Genomic DNA, 23170 nt, shown 5'->3' with positions numbered 1-23170 from the left:
GGCCTGCAAAGCGTCAGAGGTCTCGACCAATGTGCGTGAAATGCGGGTCAACTCGTTATTTCCGCAGGCCACATGGGGTTCATACGCCGTTGACGTGCGTCAACTGCCGCTGATAAACCAACACTTCATTCCACCTGAAACCCAGATCCAGCCATGCTGTGCGAGCGATGCGCGAGGTCCACGACCGATGGATACACAGGCTCAGCTAGACCGGCACCACAGAACAGCACGCCCCGCACAGCGCGGCGTGCGTCTCCTCCTGGCGGCCGGTGCCGCCGCCTTCACCCTGACGGCGGGCCTGGCCACGCCGCTCAACCCGGCCCCCGAGCAGGCTCAGGCCAAGGCCGACAGCGGCAAGAAGACGCTCACCGTGGCGGTCGCCCAGAGCGTCGACTCGCTGAGCCCGTTCCTGGCGCAGCGCCTGCTCAGCACGAGCATCCTCCGCCTGACGAACGAGTTCCTGACCAACTACGACCCGAAGGACAACCACGTCGTCCCGGGCTTCGCCACCAAGTGGGAGTCCTCGGCCGACAAGTTGACGTGGACGTACACCATTCGGTCGAACTCGAAGTGGACGGACGGCCAGAAGGCCACCGCCAAGGATGCGGCCTTCACCTTCAACAAGATGATGACGGACGAGGGCGCGGCCACCGCGAACGGCTCGTTCGTCGGCAACTTCAAGAAGGTCACGGCGCCCAGTGACACCAAGCTCGTCATCGAGCTGAAGAAGCCGCAGGCGACGATGACGGCTCTGGACGTCCCGATCGTGCCCGAGCACATCTGGAAGGACGTCAAGGACTACGCGAAGTTCAACAACGACGAGAAGTTCCCGATCGTCGGCAACGGCCCGTTCAAGCTGACCGCGTACAAGACCGACCAGTACGTGAAGCTCGAGGTCAACAAGGACTTCTGGCGCAAATCGAAGACGCCCCAGTTCGACGAGATCGTCTTCAAGACGTACAAGGACCAGGACGCCGCGGTCGCCGCCCTGCGCAAGGGCGAGGTCTCCTTCGTCGCCGGTTCCCCCGCCCTGACGCCCGCTCAGGCGGCGTCCCTCAAGGGCGAGAAGAACATCAAGGTCAACGAGGGTCCGGGCCGCCGCTTCTACGCGATCGCGGTGAATCCGGGCTGGCAGACCAAGGACGGCAAGAAGTTCGGCGACGGCAACAAGGCGCTGCTCGACCAGAAGGTGCGCCAGGCGCTGTTCCGCGCGGTCGACACCAAGACCATCGTCGACAAGGTCTTCCAGGGCCACGCCGTGCAGGGCGAGGGCTACATCCCGCCGCGCTTCGGTGACTACTTCTGGAAGCCCTCGGACAGCCAGAAGCTGTCCTACGACGCCACGGCCGCGGGCAAGATGCTCGACGAGGCGGGCTACCCGCTCAAGGACGGCAAGCGCGTCGGCAAGGACGGCAAGCCGCTCGACCTGCGCATGCTGTGCCACGCCACCGACCCGAACGACAAGGCCGTCGGCAAGTACCTGAAGGAGTGGTACGGGAAGATCGGTGTCGGCCTCAAGCTCAACTGCGTCGACGACGTCTCCGTGCCCTGGTACGCGGGTGAGTACGACCTCGCCTTCGACGGCTGGTCGGTGAACCCGGACCCGGACTTCGTGCTCGGCATCCACACCTGCGCCGCCCTGCCCACCAAGGCCCGGGAGACCGCGGCGACCGACAACGGCATCTGCGACAAGACGTACGACGACCTGTACAACAAGCAGCTCGCCGAGTACGACCCGGCCAAGCGGGCGGGTTACGTCAAGCAGATGGAGTCGTGGCTGTACGACTCCGGGTACATGAACGTCATGGCGTACCCGAACGCGGTGGAGGCCTACCGCACGGACCAGATCAAGTCCATCGAGACCATGCCCACGGCGGCCGGCAACATCTACGGCCAGGACGGCTACTGGAGCTGGTGGTCGGCCGAGCCGGCGACCGCCTCCAGCGGCGACTCGGACTCGTCGGGCTCCACCGGCATCGTGATCGGGATCGTGGTCGCCGCGCTCGTCGTCATCGGCGGCGGTGTCCTCTTCGCGAAGCGGCGCCGGACCACGGCGGACGACCGCGAGTAGGCACGCCACAGGTTCGGTCAACACCCGCACGAGCAACGAGAGTTCGCATGCCAAGCACTTCGAGCACGAATCGCGTGGACCATGACAGCTGACAGCACTCCGGCGCTCGTGCGGTCCGCGGACGCGCCCGTCGGCGACCCGGCCTCCCCGGCCGGGCCGTCGACGGGCGCCCGCGGCCCACGGGCCCGCAACACCAAGGCGTACCTCCAGTACGCCGCGGCGAAGATCGCGGGCGCGGTCGTCTCGCTCTTCGCCGTCCTCGTCACGAGCTTCTTCCTCTTCCGGCTCATCCCGAGCGACCCGGTCAAGCAGATGACCGGCGGCAAGCGGGTCTCCGAGCAGCAACTGGAGAACCTGCGCCACCAGTTCGGCCTCGACCAGCCGATGTGGAAGCAGTTCACGTCGTACATCGGGGACGCGCTGACCGGCGACTTCGGCACCTCGTACCAGTTCCACACCCCGGTCATCGACAAGATCACCGACGCGCTGCCGGCGACGCTGCTGCTGACCGGCACGGCGTACGTGCTGTACTCGGCGCTCGGCATCTGGCTGGGCACTCGCACGGCCTGGCGCAACGGGTCGAGGAGCGACCGCTTCAACACCGCGTTCGCGCTGACCCTCTACTCGGTCCCGTCGTTCTGGCTGGGCCTGCTCCTCATCATCGTCTTCTCCGTCGGCATCGGCCCGATCCCCGGCATGTTCCCGACGGGCGGTCTCGAATCGGGCGGCGAGACCGGATTCGCGTACGTCATCGACGTCGCGCACCATCTGGTCCTCCCCGTCATCACTCTCGTCGCGGTCGGCTATGCGCAGACGCTGCTCGTCATGCGCTCCTCGCTGCTCGACGAGATGGGCAGCGACTATCTGACGACCGCGCGCGCCAAGGGCCTGCGGGACGACGTGGTGCGCCGCAAGCACGCCGTGCCGAACGCCATGCTGCCCACGTTCACGCTGATGTTCGTGAACCTCGGGCACGTGGTCGCCGGGCAGATCCTGGTCGAGACGGTGTTCTCCTGGCCGGGCCTCGGCGGGCTCTTCTACTCGGCCCTGTCCGTGCCCGATCTCCCCCTGGTCCAGGGCCTGTTCTTCGTCTTCGCCACCGCGGTGATCCTGGCGAACACCCTCGCCGACATCCTCTATCCGCTGCTCGACCCGAGGGTGGGCCGATGACGACCGAGACCGCTCCTGTCACGAAGACGGGCAATCCGCGGGCCCTGGCGCGGGCCCGCAAGCGCCAGTCCCTGGCCCGCTTCTGGCGCTCGTACCGGGCGCACAAGGGGGGCCTGTGGGGCCTCGGCCTGCTGATCCTGATCGCGCTCATCGCCGTGTTCGCCCCGGCCCTGGTCGGCGCGGACTCGCAGAGCGTCACCGACGCGCCCGGCGGACCGCTGGAGGGCCCGAGCGGTGAGTTCCCGCTCGGCACCGACCAGTTCGGCCGCAGCGTGCTGGCGCTGCTGGTGTACGGGGCCCGGGTCTCGCTCACCGTGGGCCTGCTCGCGGCGTTCCTGTGCGTGGCGATCGGCACGGTCATCGGGATCGTCGCCGGGCACTTCCGTGGCTGGTACTCGACGGTCCTGATGCGGGTCACGGACTGGTTCCTGGTGATGCCGACCCTGGTGCTCGCCATCGCGCTGGCCACGGTGATGGACCGCTCCATGTGGACGGTGATCATCGCGATCGGCGTGACGACCTGGCCGACGACGGCCCGGCTGGTGCGCGCGCAGACCCTCGCGGTGGAGTCCCGCCCGTACATCGAGCGCTCCCGCGCGCTGGGCGGCGGCCACGGCCACATCATGACCCGGCACGTGCTGCCGAACGTGATGCCGCTGGTCCTCGCCCAGACCACCATGATCATCTCGTCCGCGATCCTGACGGAGGCGACGCTCGCCTTCCTCGGCCTGTCCGACCCGACGATCACCTCGTGGGGCGGCATGCTCCAGGACGCGCGGGAGGCGGGCGCGGTCAGCGCGGGTGACTGGTGGTACCTGGCGCCGCCCGGCATCGCCATCGCCGTCGTCGCCCTGGCGTTCACGCTGTGCGGCCGCGCGATCGAGTCCGTCCTCAACCCGAAGCTGGGGGTGCGGTCATGACGCTGCTTCAGGTGCACGACCTGACGGTGACGTACGCCGGCGGGGCCGAGGCCGTCCGCGGGGTGAACCTGTCCGTCGAGGCCGGCCAGAAGCTCGGCATCGCGGGCGAGTCGGGCTGCGGCAAGTCGACGCTGGCGCTGGCGCTGCTGCGGCTGCTGCCCGCCGGTACGAAGGTCTCGGGCGAGATCCTGCTCAACGGCGAGGACGTGCTGACGATGAAGTGGGGCCGGGTCCGCGCGGTGCGCTGGGCCGGTGCCTCGGTCGTCTTCCAGGGCGCGATGCACTCGCTCAACGCCGTGCACCGCATCGGCGACCAGATCGCCGAGCCGATCCTGCTGCACAAGAAGGCGACACCGGCGGGCGCCAAGAAGAAGGTCGCCGAGCTGCTGGAGCACGTGGGTCTTCCGGCGGCGCGCGCGAGCGCCTACCCGCACGAGCTCTCCGGCGGCCAACGGCAGCGCGTGATGATCGCGATGGCGCTCGCCTGCGACCCGGAGCTGATCATCGCGGACGAGCCGACGACCGCCCTGGACGTGATGATCCAGGCCCAGATCCTGCGCCTGATCGAGCAGTTGGTGACGGAGCAGGACCTCGGGCTCATCATGATCAGCCACGATCTGGCGGTCCTCTCCGACACGTGTGACCGGCTCGCGGTGATGTACGCGGGCCGTGTCGTCGAGGAGGGCCCGGCCCTGCAGGTGTACGAGAACGCGCTGCACCCGTACGGCAAGGCCCTGTCGGCGGCGTTCCCGACGATCGGCGACCCGGCGTCCCGGTTCGCGCCGCGCGGCCTGCCCGGCGATCCGCCGGACCCGTCGGCGCTGCCGCCCGGCTGCACGTTCCACCCGCGCTGTCCCGTGGCGCTCGACGTCTGCGCGAGCGAGGACCAGGCGCTGCGGGACGCGGGGGCCGGGCGCCGCGCGGCCTGTGTGCACGTATCGGACGAGGCCGGGGCGCCGGCCGTCGAGGCAAGGAGCACGACGGCATGACGGACACCGAACCCCTGCTGTCCGCCGACCGGTTGCAGGTGACGTTCCCGGGCCGGCGCGGCGCACCCGAGGCGCGGGCCGTGGACGGGGTGGACCTGGACATCGCGCCGGGCGAGATCGTGGCCCTGGTCGGCGAGTCCGGCTGCGGCAAGACCAGTCTGGCGCGCACGCTGCTCGGACTGGAGCGGCCGACGTCGGGGCGGGTCAGCTTCGCCGGTGAGCCGCTGAACTACGGTTCCCGGGCGCTCAAGGCGTACCGCAAGCGGGTGCAGCTGGTGCTGCAGGACCCGAGCGGCTCGCTCAACCCGCGGCACACGGTGTACGACGCGGTGGCGGAGGGCCTGCGGATCCACGGGTACGCGGGGGACGAGCGCGAGGCGGTGTCGAACGCCCTGTCCCGCGCCGGGCTGCGGCCGCCCGAGCGGTTCTTCCTGCGCTACCCGCACGAGCTGTCCGGCGGGCAGCGCCAGCGTGTCGTGATCGCGGGAGCGCTGGTCCTGGAGCCCGAACTCATCGTGGCGGACGAGCCGGTGGCGTCGCTCGACGCGTCCGTGCGGGGTGAGATCCTCGCGCTGCTGCTGAAACTCCGCGACGAACTGGGGCTGTCGGCGCTGGTCGTCACGCACGACCTCGGCCTGGCCTGGAACATCGCGGACCGGGTGGCGGTGATGTATCTGGGCCGGATCGTGGAGACGGGCGCGGTGGAGGAGGTGCTGACCTCACCCCAGCACCCTTACACCCAGGCCCTGTTGTCGGTGCTGCCGGAGGCGCCCGGCGATCCGGTGGTGCTGACCGGCGAGCCGCCGGACCCGTCGCGGATTCCTGGTGGCTGCCGGTTCCATGCGCGGTGCCAGGTCCTCGCCGGAGGGGAGGCCGAGCGGGCGGGTGTCTCCGACGCGTGCCGGAACGAGGATCTGCCGGTGCTGTCCGGCGGGGCCGAGGCGCAGGTGGCCTGTCACTGGGCGCGGGCCCGGGTGGCTGAGGGTGCGCCGTAGCGTCTGCCGGTGAGGGATCGTCGGCGGGTGCGGGTCCGTCGTGGCCGATCGCGCAGTTCCCCGGGGCGCGGGGAACTGCGCGACGAGCCCCTACGCTCCCGCACCCGGCCATCCACCGCTCAATCCCGGTGGAACGCCGCCGCCTGGCCGGCCTCGTAGTCGCCGGCCGGCTGCTGGACGATGACGTTCAGCCGGTTGAAGGCGTTGATGCCGGCGATCAGGCAGACCAGCGCGCCGAGCTGGTCCTCGTCGTAGTGCTTCGCGGCATCGGCCCACGCCTCGTCCGTGACGCCGCCGGCCCCGTCCGCGAGCCGGGTGCCCTGCTCCGTCACCTCAAGGGCGGCGCGCTCGGCCTCGGTGAACACCTTGGCCTCCCGCCAGGCCGCGATCAGGTTGAGCCGCTGCGCGGTCTCACCGGCGGCAGCGGCCTCCTTGGTGTGCATGTCGAGGCACCCCGAGCAGCCGTTGATCTGGCTGGCGCGGATCTTCACCAGTTCCTGCGTCGCGGCCGGCAGCCCCGACTCCATGACCGGCATGTGCGCGGCGACGAGACGCTTGACGAACCCCGTGGCGGACTTGCTGGCGAACATGTTCAGACGAGCTTCCATGACGGGCTCCCTGTGCCGTGGTGAGTGCTGCTTCCACCTACGGGACGGAACGGGCGGGCCCGTCTGTGACATGCCCTGGATGTGACCTACGCCTCATACTCCTCGACGAGCTCACGGGACCGCTTCACATCGTTCGCGATGGCCTCGACGAGCTGGTCGAGCGAGTCGAACTTCGACATGCCGCGCACGAACGCCAGGAAGTCCACGGCCACGTGCAGCCCGTACAGGTCGAGTCCCACCCGGTCGATGGCGTACGCCTCGACGGTGCGCTCGGTGCCGTCGAACTGAGGGTTCGTCCCGACGGAGATCGCGGCCGGCATCGCCTCGCCGTTCACGTGCAGCCACCCGGCGTAGACGCCGTCCGCGGGGATCGCGGTGTGCGGCAGGGTCTCCACGTTGGCCGTGGGAAAGCCCAGCTCACGGCCGCGCTGAGCGCCCCGGACGACCACGCCCTCGACACGGTGCGGCCGGCCGAGGATCTCGCGGGCCCCCTCGACATCGCCCTCGGCGACGAGCCGCCGGGTGAGCGTGGAGGAGAACGGCCGGCCGCCCCCGGCGGATCCGCTCACGTACAGGTCGATGACCTCGACCTCGAAGTCGAAGGTCTCGCCCTGCTCGGCGAGGAAGGCGACATTGCCCGCGGCCTTGTGCCCGAAGCGGAAGTTGGGGCCCTCGACGACGACGCGCGCGTGCAGCTTGTCGACGAGCACCTTCGCCACGAAGTCGGCGGGCGACAGCTTCGAGAACTCGGTGGTGAAGGGGAGGATCAGCACGGCATCGACACCGAGGTCGGCCATCAGCTCGGCGCGCCGGTGGTGCGGGGCGAGCAGCGGCGGGTGCGAGCCGGGGCGCACGACCTCGCTGGGGTGCGGGTCGAAGGTGACGACGACCGCGGGGACGCCCAGCTCACGGGCCCGCTCCACGGCACGGCCGATGATCAACTGATGCCCGCGGTGCACGCCGTCGTAGGAACCGATGGTGACGACGCTGCGCCCCCAGTCCTGGGGGATGTCCTCCAAGCCACGCCAGCGCTGCACGGTGATTGCTCCTCGCAAACCTGTGTACGACGGTTCCGTCTGTGCGGTCTCTGCTGTCTCTGCGTCTCTTGCCGAATACGCAGGTCTAAGAGTGCCATGCCGACCGCCCACGCCTCTCATCGGGCAGGGTAGGGCCGGGCGCCGGGTCAGGCGGGGACCCGCACCCCGGCGAGGTTCTCGATCATGCGCCGGGCGCTGGGACCGACCAGCGCCGCCCACTCCTGCTGCGCCGCACCCAGCCAGCGGGACACGAGGCTCGCGAACCCCGGCACGGTCCGCGCCAGCTCCACGAGCCGCCGGTCGAAGCACGCGGCGCCCTCCGGGGTGCGGACGAGCAGCGCCCCCGTCCGGTGCACCAGCTCCCGCGTCCGCGGCTGCCCGCGCCGAGCGGCGCCCCACGCCGCGGCGCGCAGCACGGCGTCCAGGACGGCCGGCTCGCGCTCCTGCCCGAGCAGGATGTCGAGCAGCTCGGCCCGCAGCTCGCGCGAGGCGGCCGTGCCGGGCGCGGTGAGGACGGGCGCGAGCGCGGCCCGGACGGCGACGGGCCCGCGGTGCAGCACGCCCACGACGAGCGGGAGCAGCACGGCGCGCGCGGACACCCCGTGCTCCAGGCGCCGGTCGACGAAGACCGCCACCTGCCCCGCCGTCTCCTCGGGGCCGGACTGCGCCAGCTCCGCGACGAGCGTGGCGGCCCGCCGCGCGAGAACGGGCGTCGTGACATCGGCGAGGGTGCGCAGCACGTCCCCGGCGCCCGGACCCGGTTCCCGGAGCCGGGTCCGGAACGCCGCGAACACCGGGTCCGGGTGCGTGCCGAGGGCCGCGGCCAGCGCGGCCGCGGGCAGTTGCGGGTCCCCGGCCTCGAACCGCTTCAGCGCCGGCGCCAGGTATGCGGGCCGGGACTGCGGATCCCGTACGAGCAGGGCGAGCGCGGCGCCGTGCAGCGTGCAGTCGGAGGGGCGGGCCAGCAGGGCCAGCGCGGCGTACCGCAGCAGACCCCGGTCGGCCTCGGTCGTCACCCGGGCCGCCGCCCGGGGCCCGTACGCCACGGCCGCCACGTGCCGTGCGGGCCGCTCGTCGTGCGCCCACCGGTCGACGGCCCGGCACAGCGCGGACGGCTCCTCGTCGGCGAGGGTGGCGAGCAGTTCGTCGGCCCGCGGGTGCGCGCAGTCGACGAGCGCCTCGATCAGGTCGTCGACGGCACGGCGCCGATGGGTGTGCAGCAGGGCCTGCGCGGCGGTCGCCACGGTGGCGTCGGGCAGCGCGGGCAGCGGCCGCTCGTCGTCGAACCACCGGGTGAGGCGCCGCTGCACCCGCCCCGGTTCGGCCTCCAGGGACGCGGCGACGGCGTCGAGGCAGCGCCCGCCCGGCTCCCGCGCGTCGTGCACGACGAGTCGCCGCAGCAGCTCGAACCGGGTGTCGTCGTCCACGGGCAGGGCCATCCAGAACCAGCTCCCGAACACGCCCGCGTCGGCGAGTTCTTCGAGCAGGGACAGATAGGCGGTGGCGTCCGGTACGCGCAGCAACACTTCACTGAGCAAGTGACCTGCCCACCAGTCGGCCTCGGTGTCCATCGACGCGGCTCGGTCGTCCTGGGCAGTCCGCCGCCCGGGGCGGCAGGGTGGGCGAGGCGGCTCCCCGGCGCCGGGCGCGGATGCACCGGGCCCCCGCGAAAGCCCCGCGAGCCGAACGCCCAGCTCCCGCAACGTGAGCTCGAGCGCACCGGCGTCCCGCTGCCGCTCCACCAGCAAGAGGGCCCGCACCACAGGCCCGGCCCGATGCCGGGGAACCGGCACCGACGCCCCGCTGCGCCGCCGGAACACCAGCGCGTCCAGCGCCGCGTCCAGATCCAGATGCATTCCCTGGACCCAGTCGGCCACCTCCTCGTGCCCGAACCGGTATCCGCTCCCGGCGGGCACCAGCACCCCCTCCGCGAGCACCGCCGACGCCCACCCGCTCACCCCGCCCCACGCACCCCACGGGAACAGTTCCTCGAACGTCTTCCGGTCCAGCTCCCCCTGCCCGGGCCCCAGGCAGCGCCGGGCCGCCTCATGCACCTGCCCGGACACGCGTGCCGCGAGCCGCCGCACCCCGGTGCCCCGCACACCTGCGGCGGCCGCCAGCCGCACCGCCACCCGCAGGCACATCAGATCCAGGTAGGCCGCGAACACCTCGTCGCGGTCGGGGCACCCGGCCACCTCCCCGGACAGCGCCGCCCGCACCTCGCCCAGCAGCCGCAGCGCGAGCGGATGTCCCGCGTCCCTCGGCGCGAGCGCGTCCTCGGCGATCCCGAACCGCTCGCGCGCCCGCCGCGCCTGCTCCGCCGGCAGATCCCCGATGCGGACGCACGCGGGCAGCCGCCCCGGCCGCCCGTGCAGCACGTCGCCGCCGAACAGCGCCCCGGCCTGCTCCCAGTACTCCGCTCGGCACGCCACGACGAGCCGCATCTCCGGGCCCGCCAGCCGCCGCTCGGTCTCCCGGGACCACGCGGCGAGCCGGAGCGCGAGCACGGGCGGCATCTCCTCGGGCCCGTCGAGCAGCAGCACGAGCGGCTGCCCCGCCGCGCGCGCGACCGCGGCGACGTGCTCCGGCGAGATGTCCCCCAGCGCGCCGGGCTCACTGCCCCGGGACGCCGCGACGATCCGGCCGGCCCGCTCCAGGGCGCGCCCCGCGGCGTCGGTCACGGAGGTGTCGTCGCCGCGCAGGTCCGCGCCGCGCAGCCACAGTGTCGGCGCGGCGCTCTCCCCGCCGGCCCGCCGTGCGGCGAGCGCCGCCAGTTCCGTCGTACGGCCGCTGCCCGGCTCCCCGACGAGCGCCAGCACGGACGCCCCGCCCGCCGTGAAGTCCGCCAACTCACTTGCCACATCCGGCCGTTCGACCGGTGTCACGGCGGCGTCGCCCGGGCCGTCGCTGCCCACCGAGACGGCGGTCAGGTGCAGCACCCCGGCGAGGTTCAGATCGGAGCCGTACGCGGGCACGGTCACGGCGTTGCGCGCCAGCACGTCGGCGAGGCGCGGGTCCCCGCCGGCCGCCGCGTGCAGCGGCACCGCGAATCCGGCCGCCCGGTGCCCGGCCTGCAGCGCGGTGCCGAGGACGGCGACCACGGCGCCCGTCGTCGCGTCGAGGACGGGACCGCCCGCGGCGCCGCCGCCGAGCCGCAGCGCGTCGGCGCCTGCCGTCCCGACGGCCAGCTCCATCGCGTTCTCCAGCAGATGGAAGCGGTCGGTGGCCGTGTACGTCACGTCGGTGTGCCCGAGCACCCGGGCCTCGCGCCAGCCGCCGGCCGGGATCCGTACATAGGCCCCCGCCTCCTTGGCCCGCCCGGCCCCGACGGGCAGCGGCGCCGCGCCGAGCCCGTCGGTGCGCACCAGCGCGAGGTCCACCGCGGGCAGTTCGACCACCGCCTCGCGTCCCACCACACAGGTGGCACCGCCCGGCGCGTGCAGGACCACGCGCCCGAGCCCGTCCACCGCCTCATGACTGGTGACGACGGTCCCGCGGTCGTCCGCGACGAACCCCGTCCCACGCGGCCGCCCGGCCAGATCACAGATCCGTACCAGCGGCGGATCCACCATGCCTCGAACCTCCCGCCACACCCCGTCTTCCCGACGGTAGGCGCGCGGTGATCAGCTGGACAGGACGCGAGGCGAACGCGCCCCCTTCCGCTCCCCCGGTTCACTCCGAGCGCCTGCTCGATGGGGTGAAGTCGACGCGCGTGGCGGACAGACCCTTGGGAGGGGGGAACGTGGAGCGGCGGCCGCCCCTGACCGGGCGGCCGCCGCTCCACCGGAGGAACCGGGATCGTCAGGCGAAGACGGCCAGGCTCTTCGCCTTGCCCTTCGACTCCTCGACCAGCGCGAGGAAACGCCCGTCCGCGCCGAACACGGCGACCGGACCGCGCCCGGCGTACTCCCCGGGCATCTCCAGGCGTACGCCGTTCAGGAGCAGCTTCGCGCGGCGCTCGTCCACGTCCCAGCGGGTGAACGCGGCGGCCGCGGCGTCGGCCACCGGCATCACGGTCAGCTCCTGCTGGAGCTGGTCCAGGGTGCGCGCCGAGTCCAGCTTGTAGGGGCCGACGCGGGTGCGGCGCAGCGCGGTCAGGTGGCCGCCGACCCCGAGGTCGGCGCCCAGGTCCCGGGCCAGTGCCCGGATGTACGTGCCCGACGAGCAGACCACGGACACGACGAGGTCGAGCACCGGGGTGCCGTCCTCGGCGACCGCGTCCCGGATGTCGTACACCGCGAAGGACGAGACGGTGACGGGGCGGGCGGGGATCTCGAAGTCCTCGCCGTCCCGGGCCCGCTTGTACGAGCGCACGCCCTTGATCTTGATGGCGCTGACCTTGGACGGCACCTGCATGATGTCGCCGGTCAGCTTGGCGATGCCCGCGTCGACGGCCTCGCGCCGGACCCCGGACGCGTCGGCGGACGAGGTGATCTCGCCCTCGGCGTCGTCGGTCAGGGTGTTCTGGCCCAGGCGGATGGTGCCCAGGTACTCCTTCTCGGTCAGCGCGAGGTGGCCGAGGAGCTTGGTGGCACGCTCGACGCCGAGCACGAGGACGCCCGTCGCCATCGGGTCGAGGGTGCCCGCGTGGCCGACGCGGCGGGTCTTGGCGATCCCGCGCATCTTGGCCACGACGTCGTGCGAAGTGAAGCCCGACGGCTTGTCGACGATGACAAGGCCGTCGGGCACAGGGGTGCGGTCGGACATGCTCAGGCGTCGCCGTCCGTCTCGTCCTCGTCGTCCTCGGGCTTCTTGTACGGGTCGGCGTCACCGGCGAACGTGGCGCCCGCGGACGCCTCCCGCACCTGGGCGTCGGAGGCCCGCGCCTTGTCGAGGAGGTCCTCGATCGTCTTGGCGTTGTCGGGCAGGGCGTCCGCCACGAAGGTCAGGGTCGGCGTGAACTTCACGCCCGCCGCTGCGCCGACCGCGGAGCGCAGGATGCCCTTGGCGCTCTCCAGCCCGGCGGCCGCCTCGGCCCGCTCCTCGTCGTCCCCGTACACGGTGTAGAAGACGGTCGCCTCCCGCAGGTCACCCGTGACGCGGGTGTCCGTGATGGTGACGTGGGTGCCGAGCCGCGGGTCCTTGATCCCGCGCTGCAGCTTCTGGGCCACCACCTCTCGGATGAGGTCCGCCAGCCTCTTGGCGCGCGCGTTGTCGGCCACTGCCGTCTCCTTAGTAACTGTCTTGCGTTGTTGCTTCAGTCTTCGTCGCTGTGGAGCCTGCGTCGAACCGAGAGCAGTTCCACCTCGGGCCGCCCGGCGACCAGCCGCTCGCAGCGGTCCAGTACGTCGGTGAGGTGTCCCGTGTCCCCGGAGACCACCGCGAGCCCGATCTCGGCCCTGCGGTGGAGGTCCTGATTGCCCGTCTCCGCCGCGCTCACCGCGTACTTGCGCTGGAGTTCGGCCACGATCGGACGGACGAGAGAGCGCTTCTCCTTCAGCGAGTGGACGTCGCCGAGGAGCAGATCGAAGGACAGAGTCCCCACATACATGTGTGTCCGGATGCCCGCCGGTTCGGGTTCGTATGGGCGCAACGCTTGTACGCCGATACGGGAACCGTACACGCAACGGCCGGGGCCGATCGACGGAAATAAGTCCCGCCGACCGGCCCCGATCATTGACGCTCAGGTCAGGCGCGCGGCTTCTCGCGCATCTCGTACGTCGCGATGACGTCGTCGACCTTGATGTCGTTGAAGTTGCCGAGGTTGATACCGCCCTCGAACCCTTCGCGGATCTCGGTGACGTCGTCCTTGAAGCGACGCAGACCGGAGATGTTGAGGTTCTCCGCGATGACCTTGCCATCGCGCAGCAGGCGCGCCTTGGTGTTGCGCTTGACCTCTCCGGACCGGACGAGCACACCGGCGATGTTGCCCAGCTTGGACGACTTGAAGACCTCGCGGATCTCCGCCGTGCCGAGCTCGACCTCTTCGTACTCCGGCTTGAGCATGCCCTTGAGGGCCGCCTCGATCTCCTCGATGGCCTGGTAGATCACCGAGTAGTACCGGACGTCGACGCCCTCGCGCTCCGCCATCTGCTGCGCACGGCCGGCTGCCCGGACGTTGAAGCCGATGACGATGGCGTCGGAGCCGGTCGCCAGGTTGATGTCGGACTCGGTGACCGCACCCACACCGCGGTGCAGGACGCGGATGTCGACCTCTTCGCCGACGTCGAGCTGGAGCAGCGAGGACTCGAGAGCCTCCACCGAACCGGACGCGTCGCCCTTGATGATGAGGTTGAGTTCCTGCACCAGACCGGCCTTGAGGGCCTCGTCCAGGTTCTCCAGGGAGAACCGGACGCCGCGGCGCGCGAAGTTGGCGTTGCGCTCGCGAGCGGCACGCTTCTCGGCGATCTGACGGGCCGTACGGTCCTCGTCGACCACCAGGAAGTTGTCGCCGGCACCCGGGACGTTGGTGAGACCGAGCACGAGGACGGGGGTCGAGGGACCCGCTTCCTCGACGTTGTTCCCGTTGTCGTCGAGCATCGCCCGGACACGGCCGTACGCGTCGCCGACCACCATCGTGTCGCCGATGCGCAGCGTGCCGCGCTGGACCAGGACCGTCGAGACGGCACCGCGGCCCTTGTCGAGGTGGGACTCGATCGCAATACCCTGCGCGTCCTGCTCCGGGTTGGCCCGCAGGTCGAGCGAGGCGTCCGCGGTCAGGACCACGGCCTCGAGCAGGGAGTCGATGTTCAGACCCTGCTTGGCGGAGATGTCGACGAACATGGTGTCGCCGCCGTACTCCTCGGCCACCAGGCCGTACTCGGTCAGCTGACCGCGCACCTTGGTCGGGTCGGCACCCTCGACGTCGATCTTGTTGACCGCGACGACGATCGGGACCTCGGCGGCCTTGGCGTGGTTGAGCGCCTCGACCGTCTGCGGCATGACACCGTCGTTGGCCGCGACCACGAGGATCGCGATGTCGGTCGACTTCGCACCACGGGCACGCATGGCGGTGAAGGCCTCGTGACCGGGGGTGTCGATGAAGGTGATCTTGCGATCCTCGTCGTTCACCTCGGTCGTGACCTGGTACGCACCGATGTGCTGCGTGATGCCGCCGGCCTCACCCGCGATGACGTTCGTCTTGCGGATGGTGTCGAGCAGGCGGGTCTTACCGTGGTCGACGTGACCCATGACGGTCACGACCGGCGGACGCGCGACGAGGAGCTCCTCGCCACCCTCGTCCTCACCGAACTCGATGTCGAAGGACTCGAGCAGCTCGCGGTCCTCCTCCTCGGGGCTGACGATCTCGAGGAGGTAGTTCATCTCGTCCGCGAGAAGCTTCAGCGTCTCGTCGGAGACGGACTGCGTGGCGGTGACCATCTCGCCGAGGTTCATCATCACGGCGACGAGCGACGCCGGGTTGGCGTTGATCTTCTCCGCGAAGTCGGTCAGGGAAGCACCGCGCGACAGGCGGACGGACTGTCCGTTGCCGCGAGGCAGCATGACGCCGCCGACCGACGGGGCCTGCATGGCCTCGTACTCCTGGCGCCTCTGACGCTTCGACTTGCGACCACGACGGGCGGGCCCGCCGGGACGGCCGAACGCACCCTGCGTGCCACCACGGCCACCCGGACCACCGGGACGACCGCCGAAGCCGGGACGGCCACCGCCGCCACCGCCGGGACGGCCGGCGAAGCCGCCGCCACCGCCACCGGGACCACCGGGACGGCCGGCGAAACCGCCACCGCCGCCGCCACCGGGACGACCGGCGAAGCCGCCGCCACCGGGACGACCGCCGCCGCCACCCGGGCGACCGCCGCCGCCGGGACCACGGCCACCGCCGGGGCCACCACCGGGACGCGGGCCCGCGGCGGGACGCTGCGGCATCATGCCCGGGTTCGGACGGTTGCCACCGGGGCCGCCGCCGGGACGCGGACCGGCCGCGCCGCCCTGCGGACGAGGCATGCCGCCCGGGGTCGGACGGGCGCCGCCCTGACCCTGCGGACGGGGACCACCCTGGCCGCCGCCCTGCGGGCGGGGACCGCCCGGGGCACCCTGGCCGCCGGGACGCGGGGCGCCGCCCGGACGGGGCGCCTGCGGGCGCGCCATGCCGGTGGAGCCACCAGAGGTGAAGGGGTTGTTGCCCGGACGGGGACCCGCGGGACGGGCACCACCGGGACGGGCGCCCTGGCCGCCGGGACGCGGGGCGCCCTGACGGTCACCGCGGTCGCCACGCTGGCCCTGGCCCCGGTCCTGGCCGGGAGCCGGACGGGCACCGGGCTTCGGGGCACCGGGACGGGCGCCGGGCCTCGGACCGCTCTGACCGCTCTGGCCGCTCGCGGCCGGGGCCGACGGGGCGGCCGGGGCAGCGGGCGGCGCCGTGAACTCGGGCGCGGCCGGAGCCGGCGAAGCGGGCTTGGGAGCCGGCTTCGGGGCGGGGGTGGGACGCGGACCCGGCGTCGCGGCCGGGGCGGCGGGCTTCTCCGCGGCGGCCGGCTTCGGGGCCGGCGGGCGCGGCGCGGCAGGCTTCGCGGCCTGCGCGGGGGAAGGGGTGGGACGCGGCGCCGCGGGCTTCGCGGGCGCGGCCTTGCGGGCCGCGGCAGGCTTGCCGGACCCGTTGCCCTGCTGGAGGGCGTCAGTCAATTTGCGTACAACGGGCGCCTCGATCGTCGAGGACGCCGAACGTACGAATTCACCGAGTTCTTGGAGCTTGGCCATGACGACCTTGCTCTCTACGCCGAACTCCTTGGCGAGTTCGTATACCCGGACCTTAGCCACTTCGCTCCTTTTAGGTCCGGGTTACGCCGGACCGTCGCTACTTCATGGGCGTACTCATCGCGTGCTCATCGAGTGCTCATCGCAATCTCGACCTACTTCCAACTCGCGGGGTACCAGGACCGCACGGGGGCCCCGTACGGCACGTCTTACGGTGTTGCCTGCTCGACTCGGTGGCGCAGCGCCTCCGTGTCGAACGGTCCAGGGGCTTTGAACGCCCGCTGGAACGCCCGGCGGCGGACCGCCAGGTCGAGACAGACCAGGGCGGGGTGCACGTAGGCACCCCGGCCGGGCAGCGTACCGCGATCATCGGGGACGCATCGGCCCTCGGTCACCACGATCCGCAGCAGTTCGCTCTTGGCCGCTCGCTCCCGGCATCCCACACAGGTTCGCTCTGGGCATGCGCGGGCATGCGTCCGGCCAGACACGCTTAAGTCTACCTCCCCGTACCGACCTCACCCATTCGGGGTAAAAATCGAACGGCTGTTTCTCGTCACATACTGTCGTGGTCCAAACGCACAGCGCCTGGATTTATTCCCCGCCCCGGGTGTCCCGGGCGCCGCCCTCGGGACCGGTCTGCTCGGTGTCCGGGCGGATGTCGATGCGCCAGCCGGTGAGCCGGGCCGCGAGCCGGGCGTTCTGCCCCTCCTTGCCGATGGCGAGGGAGAGCTGGTAGTCCGGGACGGTCACCCGGGCCGAACGGGCCGCGAGGTCGACGATCTCGACCTTGGAGACACGGGCCGGGGACAGCGCGTTGGCCACCATCTCCGCCGGGTCGTCCGACCAGTCGACGATGTCGATCTTCTCGCCGTTCAGCTCGCCCATCACGTTGCGCACCCGGCCGCCCATCGGGCCGATGCAGGCGCCCTTGGCGTTGAGCCCGCTGCGCGTGGAGCGCACGGCGATCTTCGTACGGTGGCCGGCCTCACGGGCGATGGCCGAGATCTCGACGGACCCGTCGGCGATCTCCGGCACCTCGAGCGCGAAGAGCTTCTTCACCAGGCTCGGGTGGGTGCGCGACAGGGTCACGGACGGGCCGCGCACACCCTTCGCGACGCGGACGACGTACGAGCGCAGCCGCTGGCCGTGCGGGTACTCCTCGCCCGGCACCTGCTCCTGCACCGGCAGGATCGCCTCGAGCTTGCCGATGTCGACCAGCACGTTCTTCGGGTCGCGGCCCTGCTGGACCACGCCCATGACGATGTCGCCCTCGCGGCCCGCGTACTCGCCGAGCGTCGCGTCGTCCTCGGCGTCGCGCAGCCGCTGCAGGATGACCTGCTTCGCGGTGGTCGCGGCGATGCGGCCGAAGTCGGAGGGGGTGTCGTCGAACTCCTTGGGCTCCTGGCCCTCTTCGAGGTCCGCCGGGTCCTCAGTCGCCCACACCGTCACGTGGCCGCTCTCGCGGTCGAGCTTCACGCGGGCGCGACGGAAGCTCCCGTCGGTGCGGTGGTAGGCGATGAGGAGGGCCGACTCGATCGCCTCGACCAGCAGATCGAAGGAGATCTCCTTCTCCCGGACCAGACCCCGCAGGGCACTCATGTCGATGTCCACGGCTACGCCTCCTCTTCGTTCTTGTTCTTGCGGTTGAACTCGACCTGGACACGCGCCTTGGCGATGTCCGTGAAGTCGAGCCGTCGGGCGGTCGCCTTGCGGCCCTTCACGCCCGGTACTTCGAGGTCGAGGCCCTCGTCGTCGACCTCGAGGATGCGCGCGACCAGCTCGGTGTCGTCCGTCAGCTGGAACTTCACGAGGCGGTCCGTCGCGCGGACGTAGTGACGGTGCTCGGTGAGCGGGCGCTCGGCGCCCGGGGTCCCGACCTCGAGCTCGTACTCCCCGTCGCCCATGACGGTGCTGTTACCGGGCTCGTCGAGCGTCGCCGAGAGCGCGCGGCTCACATCGGCGACCCGGTCGAGATCGGCTCCTTCGTCGGAGTCGACGACGACGCGCAGCACCCGCTTGCGTCCTACCGAGGCCACTTCGATCTCTTCGAGATCGAGCCCCTGTGAGCTGACGAGCGGTTCCAGTAGTTCCCGCAGCCTCTCGTTCTGGGTGGTGCTCATCCGGGTGACTCCTCGGCCGCGTGTGCTGTTGTGGTTTGCCGGCATTCCATGCGCGTCAGGTCAAAGGGTATCCGGTCCAGGGGGGTGTTGCCGTCCACCGGGGAGGGGGCGACGGTACGGTGATCACCGGCCGCTCCGTCTTCGGTCGTGCCGAAACCTTTCTGAGCCTTCTGTGTCCCGCTGCTTTCCGCCGCACCTTCATGCCGAGGACGACCGCCGTGCCGCTCACCACTCAGGCCCGACCGGGGCCACGCCGTAGGAGTCTGCTCGCCTCGCTGGCCGGGGCCGCGCTGCTGACCGGATGTTCGGGCAGCGGCGACGAAGGGACCGAGGGCGGCCGGGGGGCGCCCGCCGTCTCGCAGGAGAAGCGGCTGCGGGCGCAGGCGGCCCGGGAGAGCGCCGATCTGCTGGGGCAGTACGACCAGGCGCTCGCCGCCCACCCCTCGCTCGCGTCCCGGCTCGGACCGCTGCGCTCGGAGGTCGAGCGGCATGTGAAGGCGTTCGGCGGGGCGGCCCGGCCGTCGGCGCTCGCCCCGTCGCCGACGACGTCGCCGGTGGCCGAGAAGGACGTACTGAAGGCGCTGGCGGCGGCCGAGCGGGCCCTGTCGGACCGGCGGCTGGCGGCGCTCGTGGACGCTCCCGCCGAACAGGCGCGGCTGCTCGCCTCAGTGGCGGCGGCCGGGGCCGGGCACGCGTATCTGCTGACGGAGGGCTGACGGGGATGAGCGAGAGCGACCTGCTCGCGACGGTGCAGGCGGCGCTGCGCGCCGAGCACGCGGCGGTGTACGGGTACGGGGTGGTCGGCGGCCGGGTCCGCGCGGGCCGCCGCGACGAGGCGAAGGCCGCGTACGACGCGCACCGCGCCCGCCGGGACGAACTGCGGCGCACCGTGCGGGACCTGGGCGGCAGCCCCGAGGAGTCGGCGGGGGCGTACGCGCTGCCGTTCCCGGTGCCGGACTCGGCCGCCGCGGCCCGGCTCGCGGCCGACATCGAGGACAAGGTCGCCGGGGTGTACTCGGACCTCGTCCGGGCGGCGAGCGGCGAGCGGCGCCGGGCCGCGGCGGACGCGCTGCGGGAGGCGGCGGTCCGTGCGGTGCGCTGGCGCGGCGGGAGCGTAGCCTTCCCTGGGCTCGCCGAACGGGCCGCGGTGCCGTCCGCGTCGCCGTCGGCGACCCCGCGTACGTGAGTGACGCGTACACAAGCAGTCCTGTAGTTCTGAAGGGAATCTCTCGCGCATGGCTTTTGAACCGCCGCAGCGGCTGGTGAACGCGCTCGGCGAGGTGCGCGACGACGGGGCGTCGGCGTGGCTCGGCCAGATCGATGTCCTGCTCGCCGAGGCCGCGGCCCGGCGCGGGGTGACCGTGGAGCGGGTGCACGTGCCCGGCGGGCGCAGCAGCCTGGTCGCCCATGTCCGGACGGCGGACGGTGCGCCCGCCGTCCTGAAGCTGGCGCCGGAGCGGTTCCGTCCGGAGGCGGAGCGGGCCGCGCTGACGCACTGGGACGGGTTCGGGGCCGTGCGCCTGCTGGATCCCGGGACCAACGACGGGGCGCTGCTCCTGGAGCGGCTGCACCCCGAGGTCTCCGTGCGGACGCTGCCGGAGGCGAAGGCTCTCCTGGAGGCGGCGGGGACACTGCGCCGGCTGTGGACGGAGCCGCCCGCCGGGCGCAACTGCGAGACGGTGCCCGAGCGCACGGGCCGGCAGGCGACGGCGATGCGGGCCAGCGTGGACGCCTTCCCCGAGGTGGCCCCGCTGGTCGACGCGGCGCTGGAGGCCCGCGAGGAGCTGGTCGCCGCGCCGCCCGAACTGCGGCTGCTGCACGGCACGTTCCGGCAGTCCAAGGTGCTGTCCGGGGAGCGGACGCCGTGGCTGGCGGTCGGGCCCGACCCGGTCGTCGGCGAGTGCGCCTTCGATCTGGCGCGGCTCGTGCGCGACCGGGTCGAGGACCTGATCGGCTCGCCGTCGGGGCCGGCCATCACGCGCCGCCGGGTGAAGCGTCTGGCCGAGTCCCTGGAGGTGGACCAGGCGCGGCTGCGCGGCTGGACGCTGTTCCGCGCGGTGGAGTCCGGGGTGCGGGCGCTGCGCGTGGGGCGGGAGCGGGACGCGGAGAACCTGCTGGAGTTCGCGGGCTGGCTCTGAGAGCACGCTGAGACACCAAGACGCCGATGGCGCCGGAACCGAGGTTCCGGCGCCATCGGCGTCTTGGGCGGTGCTCAGGCGGTGAGGCGGGCCACGGCCTCCTCGACCGTGAGCTCCTCGCGCTCGCCGGTGCGGCGGTCCTTCAGCTCGACGATGCCGTCGCCGCTGCGGCGGCCGGCGACCAGGATCTTCGGCACGCCGATCAGCTCGGAGTCGGTGAACTTCACGCCGGGCGAGATGCCCGGACGGTCGTCGACCAGGACGCGGACACCGGCCGCGGCCAGCTTGTCGGAGACCTCCAGGGCCAGCTCCGTCTGGAGGGCCTTGCCGGCGGCGACGACGTGCACGTCGGCCGGGGCGATCTCCTCGGGCCAGACGAGGCCCTTGTCGTCGGCGTGCTGCTCGGCGAGCGCGGCGACGGCGCGGGAGACGCCGATGCCGTAGGAGCCCATGGTCACGCGGACCGGCTTGCCGTTCTGGCCGAGCACGTCGAGCTGGAAGGCGTCGGCGTACTTGCGGCCGAGCTGGAAGATGTGGCCGATCTCGATGGCGCGGTCCAGCTTGAGGCCGGTGCCGCAGTTCGGGCACGGGTCGCCTTCCTGGACGACGACGATGTCGACGTGGGTGTCGACCTCGAAGTCGCGGCCCGCGACGACGTTCCTGGCGTGCACGCCGTCCTTGTTGGCGCCGGTGATCCAGGCGGTGCCGGGGGCGATGCGGGGGTCGGCGAGGTAGGTGACCTTCTCCAGGCCCTGCGGTCCGACGTAGCCGCGGACGAGGTCGTCGCGGCCCTCGAAGTCCTCGGCCGTGACGAGCTCGACGGCGGCCGGGGCGAAGTGGGCCTCGACCTTGTCCATGTCGACCTCGCGGTCGCCGGGGACGCCGAGGGCGACGATCTCGCCGTCGACCTTCACCAGGAGGTTCTTGAGCGTGGCCGACGCCGGGACGTCGAGGTAGGCGGCGAGCGTCTCGATGGTCGGGGTGTCGGGGGTGGGGATCTCCTCCAGAGCGGCGACGCCCGCGGCGTCGACCGGCTTGAGGGTGTACGAGACCGCCTCGGTGTTCGCCGCGTAGTCGCAGTTCGGGCAGTCGGCGAAGGTGTCCTCGCCGGCGGCGGCCGGGGCCAGGAACTCCTCCGACTTCGAGCCGCCCATGGCGCCGGCGGTGGCGGCGCAGATGCGGTGGTCGAGGCCGAGGCGCTCGAAGATCCGCTGGTAGGCGGCGCGGTGCAGGGCGTAGGACTCGGCGAGGCCCTCGTCGGCCGTGTCGAAGGAGTAGGAGTCCTTCATCAGGAACTCGCGGCCGCGCAGGATGCCGGCGCGGGGGCGGGCCTCGTCGCGGTACTTCGACTGGATCTGGTAGAGGATCACCGGCAGGTCCTTGTAGGACGTGCACTGGTCCTTGACGAGGAGCGTGAAGATCTCCTCGTGGGTCGGGCCGAGGAGGTAGTCGCCGCCCTTGCGGTCGTTCAGGCGGAACAGCTCGGCGCCGTACTCCGTCCAGCGGCCGGTCGCCTCGTAGGGCTCCTTGGGCAGCAGGGCGGGGAGGGTGACCTCCTGGGCGCCGATGGCGTCCATCTCCTCGCGCACCACGCGCTCGACGTTGGCGAGGACCTTCTTGCCGAGCGGCAGCCAGGACCAGATGCCGGCGGCGGTGCGGCGCACGAAACCGGCGCGGACCAGCAGCTTGTGGCTGAGCACCTCGGCGTCCGCCGGGTCGTCGCGCAGCGTCTTCACCATCAAGCGGGACATGCGCTGGACCTGGACCTTGGCCATGATTCTCGACTCCTGCGACGAAAGGGTTATGGGCAGGAGGTTAGCCGGGCGGTGGGCGCGGCCGGAAATCGGTTCCGGGTCAGCGCAGCAGCGGCAGGGGCGCGCCCATCACCGCGTACGGCTTCGGGGCGCTGGGGAAGAGGACCTGTCGGGCCAGGTCGTCGTAGCCGAGGGAGTGGTACAGGCCACGGGCCGGGCTGTCGAAGTCGATCGCGGAGAGGATCGAGCGGGGCTGCGACGCGGCGTCGGTGATCGTGGTGATGAGGGTGCGGCCGATGCCGCGGTTCTGGTAGCCGGGGTGGACGTGCAGCTCGGTGATGACGAAGGAGTCGTCGAGCCAGTGGTCGTGGCCGCGGGCGCGCAGGTACGGCTCGACGACCGTGGACCACCAGTGGGTGCGGTCGTTCGGCATGCCGTAGACGAAGCCGACGAGGCGGCCGGTGTCGGTGGTGGCGCCGAGGGCGCGGGCTCCCGGGTACGTCATGTGCCGCAGCACGATCTGCCGGCGCACGGCGATCTCGTCGTCGCTCAGCCCGAAGGCGTACGCCTGGACGGCGAGGGCCTCGTCGACCCGGGCGCGCAGATCGAGGGGGCCGATGGCGACGGCGGTGTCGTCCGTGCGGTTCCGGTGCGGCATGCCCGGAGGGTACCCCGGGGGGCCGGGCATGCCGTACGGGTGGCCCGCCTCGGCC

At 72.0% G+C, this 23170-nt stretch carries 20 protein-coding genes; 8 read left to right on the top strand and 12 right to left on the bottom strand.

Annotation, left to right across the window (positions count from 1 at the left end):
• Positions 1–187 precede the first annotated feature (187 nt).
• The 5 genes from ACVHNB_RS08925 to ACVHNB_RS08905 all read left to right on the top strand — a co-directional run bounded on the left by ACVHNB_RS08925 (position 188) and on the right by ACVHNB_RS08905 (position 6145).
• A complete protein-coding gene (locus ACVHNB_RS08925) occupies positions 188–2071 on the top strand; it encodes an ABC transporter substrate-binding protein (RefSeq protein WP_428951936.1) in 1884 nt (627 codons plus the stop codon).
• Positions 2072–2152: 81 nt separating this feature from the next.
• Entirely contained in the window at positions 2153–3241 is a 1089-nt protein-coding gene (locus tag ACVHNB_RS08920) for an ABC transporter permease (RefSeq protein WP_428951937.1), read from the top strand.
• The gene (locus ACVHNB_RS08915) at positions 3238–4161 is read left to right on the top strand and encodes an ABC transporter permease (protein ID WP_428951938.1); all 924 of its coding nucleotides are present in this window, start codon (positions 3238–3240) and stop codon (positions 4159–4161) included. The genes ACVHNB_RS08920 and ACVHNB_RS08915 overlap by 4 nt, the downstream gene beginning before the upstream one ends.
• Positions 4158–5150 carry an ABC transporter ATP-binding protein gene (locus ACVHNB_RS08910; protein WP_456227762.1) on the top strand — a complete coding sequence of 331 codons (993 nt, stop codon included), beginning with the start codon at positions 4158–4160 and terminating at the stop codon, positions 5148–5150. Before ACVHNB_RS08915 ends, ACVHNB_RS08910 begins: the two co-directional genes overlap by 4 nt.
• Entirely contained in the window at positions 5147–6145 is a 999-nt protein-coding gene (locus ACVHNB_RS08905) for an oligopeptide/dipeptide ABC transporter ATP-binding protein (RefSeq protein WP_428951940.1), read from the top strand. The genes ACVHNB_RS08910 and ACVHNB_RS08905 overlap by 4 nt, the downstream gene beginning before the upstream one ends.
• A gap of 119 nt (positions 6146–6264) precedes the next feature.
• Here ACVHNB_RS08905 and ACVHNB_RS08900 read toward each other — a convergent pair whose 3' ends face one another.
• The 10 genes from ACVHNB_RS08900 to rimP all read right to left on the bottom strand — a co-directional run bounded on the left by ACVHNB_RS08900 (position 6265) and on the right by rimP (position 18565).
• Positions 6265–6753 carry a carboxymuconolactone decarboxylase family protein gene (locus ACVHNB_RS08900; RefSeq protein WP_428951941.1) on the bottom strand — a complete coding sequence of 163 codons (489 nt, stop codon included), beginning with the start codon at positions 6751–6753 and terminating at the stop codon, positions 6265–6267.
• Between the two features lie 86 nt (positions 6754–6839).
• Positions 6840–7790, bottom strand: coding sequence for a bifunctional riboflavin kinase/FAD synthetase (locus tag ACVHNB_RS08895; RefSeq protein ID WP_428951942.1), 951 nt, complete (start codon positions 7788–7790; stop codon positions 6840–6842).
• A gap of 146 nt (positions 7791–7936) precedes the next feature.
• Positions 7937–11362 (bottom strand): trypsin-like peptidase domain-containing protein, encoded by a 3426-nt coding sequence (locus tag ACVHNB_RS08890; RefSeq protein ID WP_456227761.1) that lies wholly within the window; start codon positions 11360–11362, stop codon positions 7937–7939.
• A gap of 229 nt (positions 11363–11591) precedes the next feature.
• Positions 11592–12497, bottom strand: coding sequence for a tRNA pseudouridine(55) synthase TruB (gene truB / locus ACVHNB_RS08885; protein ID WP_428951944.1), 906 nt, complete (start codon positions 12495–12497; stop codon positions 11592–11594).
• 2 nt (positions 12498–12499) lie between these two features.
• On the bottom strand, positions 12500–12952 hold the full coding sequence (gene rbfA / locus ACVHNB_RS08880; protein ID WP_428951945.1) for a 30S ribosome-binding factor RbfA: 453 nt from the start codon (positions 12950–12952) through the stop codon (positions 12500–12502).
• 35 nt (positions 12953–12987) lie between these two features.
• Positions 12988–13281 (bottom strand): DUF503 domain-containing protein, encoded by a 294-nt coding sequence (locus ACVHNB_RS08875; protein WP_018531172.1) that lies wholly within the window; start codon positions 13279–13281, stop codon positions 12988–12990.
• 137 nt (positions 13282–13418) lie between these two features.
• Positions 13419–16508 (bottom strand): translation initiation factor IF-2, encoded by a 3090-nt coding sequence (gene infB / locus ACVHNB_RS08870; RefSeq protein WP_428951947.1) that lies wholly within the window; start codon positions 16506–16508, stop codon positions 13419–13421.
• Positions 16509–16654: 146 nt separating this feature from the next.
• Positions 16655–16933 carry a YlxR family protein gene (locus ACVHNB_RS08865; RefSeq protein ID WP_456227760.1) on the bottom strand — a complete coding sequence of 93 codons (279 nt, stop codon included), beginning with the start codon at positions 16931–16933 and terminating at the stop codon, positions 16655–16657.
• A 103-nt stretch (positions 16934–17036) separates the two neighbouring features.
• The gene (nusA, locus tag ACVHNB_RS08860; protein ID WP_428951949.1) at positions 17037–18056 is read right to left on the bottom strand and encodes a transcription termination factor NusA; all 1020 of its coding nucleotides are present in this window, start codon (positions 18054–18056) and stop codon (positions 17037–17039) included.
• A 2-nt stretch (positions 18057–18058) separates the two neighbouring features.
• A complete protein-coding gene (gene rimP, locus ACVHNB_RS08855; RefSeq protein WP_428951950.1) occupies positions 18059–18565 on the bottom strand; it encodes a ribosome maturation factor RimP in 507 nt (168 codons plus the stop codon).
• 218 nt (positions 18566–18783) lie between these two features.
• On the opposite strand from rimP, the gene ACVHNB_RS08850 reads away from it, so the two are divergent.
• The 3 genes from ACVHNB_RS08850 to ACVHNB_RS08840 are packed head-to-tail and all read left to right on the top strand — an operon-like array spanning position 18784 to position 20703.
• On the top strand, positions 18784–19281 hold the full coding sequence (locus tag ACVHNB_RS08850; RefSeq protein WP_428951951.1) for a hypothetical protein: 498 nt from the start codon (positions 18784–18786) through the stop codon (positions 19279–19281).
• A 5-nt stretch (positions 19282–19286) separates the two neighbouring features.
• The gene (locus ACVHNB_RS08845; protein ID WP_428951952.1) at positions 19287–19751 is read left to right on the top strand and encodes a ferritin-like domain-containing protein; all 465 of its coding nucleotides are present in this window, start codon (positions 19287–19289) and stop codon (positions 19749–19751) included.
• A gap of 49 nt (positions 19752–19800) precedes the next feature.
• Positions 19801–20703, top strand: a complete 903-nt coding sequence (locus ACVHNB_RS08840; RefSeq protein ID WP_456227759.1) for an aminoglycoside phosphotransferase family protein — start codon at positions 19801–19803, stop codon at positions 20701–20703.
• A 74-nt stretch (positions 20704–20777) separates the two neighbouring features.
• Here ACVHNB_RS08840 and ACVHNB_RS08835 read toward each other — a convergent pair whose 3' ends face one another.
• Positions 20778–22478, bottom strand: coding sequence for a proline--tRNA ligase (locus ACVHNB_RS08835; protein ID WP_428951954.1), 1701 nt, complete (start codon positions 22476–22478; stop codon positions 20778–20780).
• 79 nt (positions 22479–22557) lie between these two features.
• Positions 22558–23115 (bottom strand): GNAT family N-acetyltransferase, encoded by a 558-nt coding sequence (locus tag ACVHNB_RS08830; RefSeq protein ID WP_428951955.1) that lies wholly within the window; start codon positions 23113–23115, stop codon positions 22558–22560.
• Positions 23116–23170 lie beyond the last annotated feature (55 nt).

The sequence above is a fragment of the Streptomyces sp. YJ-C3 genome (assembly GCF_053891275.1).
The sequence above is the reverse complement of the archived record's forward strand: the minus strand, read 5'-3'. Positions and strand labels throughout refer to the sequence as shown.

Bases quoted from the DNA above. Each gene is read 5' to 3' on its own strand.
- ACVHNB_RS08835 (WP_428951954.1), bottom strand. From the start codon at position 22,478: ATGGCCAAGGTCCAGGTCCAGCGCATGTCCCGCTTGATGGTGAAGACG.
- ACVHNB_RS08915 (WP_428951938.1), top strand. From the start codon at position 3,238: ATGACGACCGAGACCGCTCCTGTCACGAAGACGGGCAATCCGCGGGCC.
- ACVHNB_RS08900 (WP_428951941.1), bottom strand. From the start codon at position 6,753: ATGGAAGCTCGTCTGAACATGTTCGCCAGCAAGTCCGCCACGGGGTTC.
- ACVHNB_RS08905 (WP_428951940.1), top strand. From the start codon at position 5,147: ATGACGGACACCGAACCCCTGCTGTCCGCCGACCGGTTGCAGGTGACG.
- truB (WP_428951944.1), bottom strand. From the start codon at position 12,497: ATGTCCGACCGCACCCCTGTGCCCGACGGCCTTGTCATCGTCGACAAG.
- ACVHNB_RS08890 (WP_456227761.1), bottom strand. From the start codon at position 11,362: ATGGTGGATCCGCCGCTGGTACGGATCTGTGATCTGGCCGGGCGGCCG.
- ACVHNB_RS08920 (WP_428951937.1), top strand. From the start codon at position 2,153: ATGACAGCTGACAGCACTCCGGCGCTCGTGCGGTCCGCGGACGCGCCC.
- ACVHNB_RS08840 (WP_456227759.1), top strand. From the start codon at position 19,801: ATGGCTTTTGAACCGCCGCAGCGGCTGGTGAACGCGCTCGGCGAGGTG.
- ACVHNB_RS08875 (WP_018531172.1), bottom strand. From the start codon at position 13,281: ATGTATGTGGGGACTCTGTCCTTCGATCTGCTCCTCGGCGACGTCCAC.
- ACVHNB_RS08830 (WP_428951955.1), bottom strand. From the start codon at position 23,115: ATGCCGCACCGGAACCGCACGGACGACACCGCCGTCGCCATCGGCCCC.
- ACVHNB_RS08910 (WP_456227762.1), top strand. From the start codon at position 4,158: ATGACGCTGCTTCAGGTGCACGACCTGACGGTGACGTACGCCGGCGGG.
- ACVHNB_RS08925 (WP_428951936.1), top strand. From the start codon at position 188: ATGGATACACAGGCTCAGCTAGACCGGCACCACAGAACAGCACGCCCC.
- ACVHNB_RS08845 (WP_428951952.1), top strand. From the start codon at position 19,287: ATGAGCGAGAGCGACCTGCTCGCGACGGTGCAGGCGGCGCTGCGCGCC.
- rimP (WP_428951950.1), bottom strand. From the start codon at position 18,565: ATGAGCACCACCCAGAACGAGAGGCTGCGGGAACTACTGGAACCGCTC.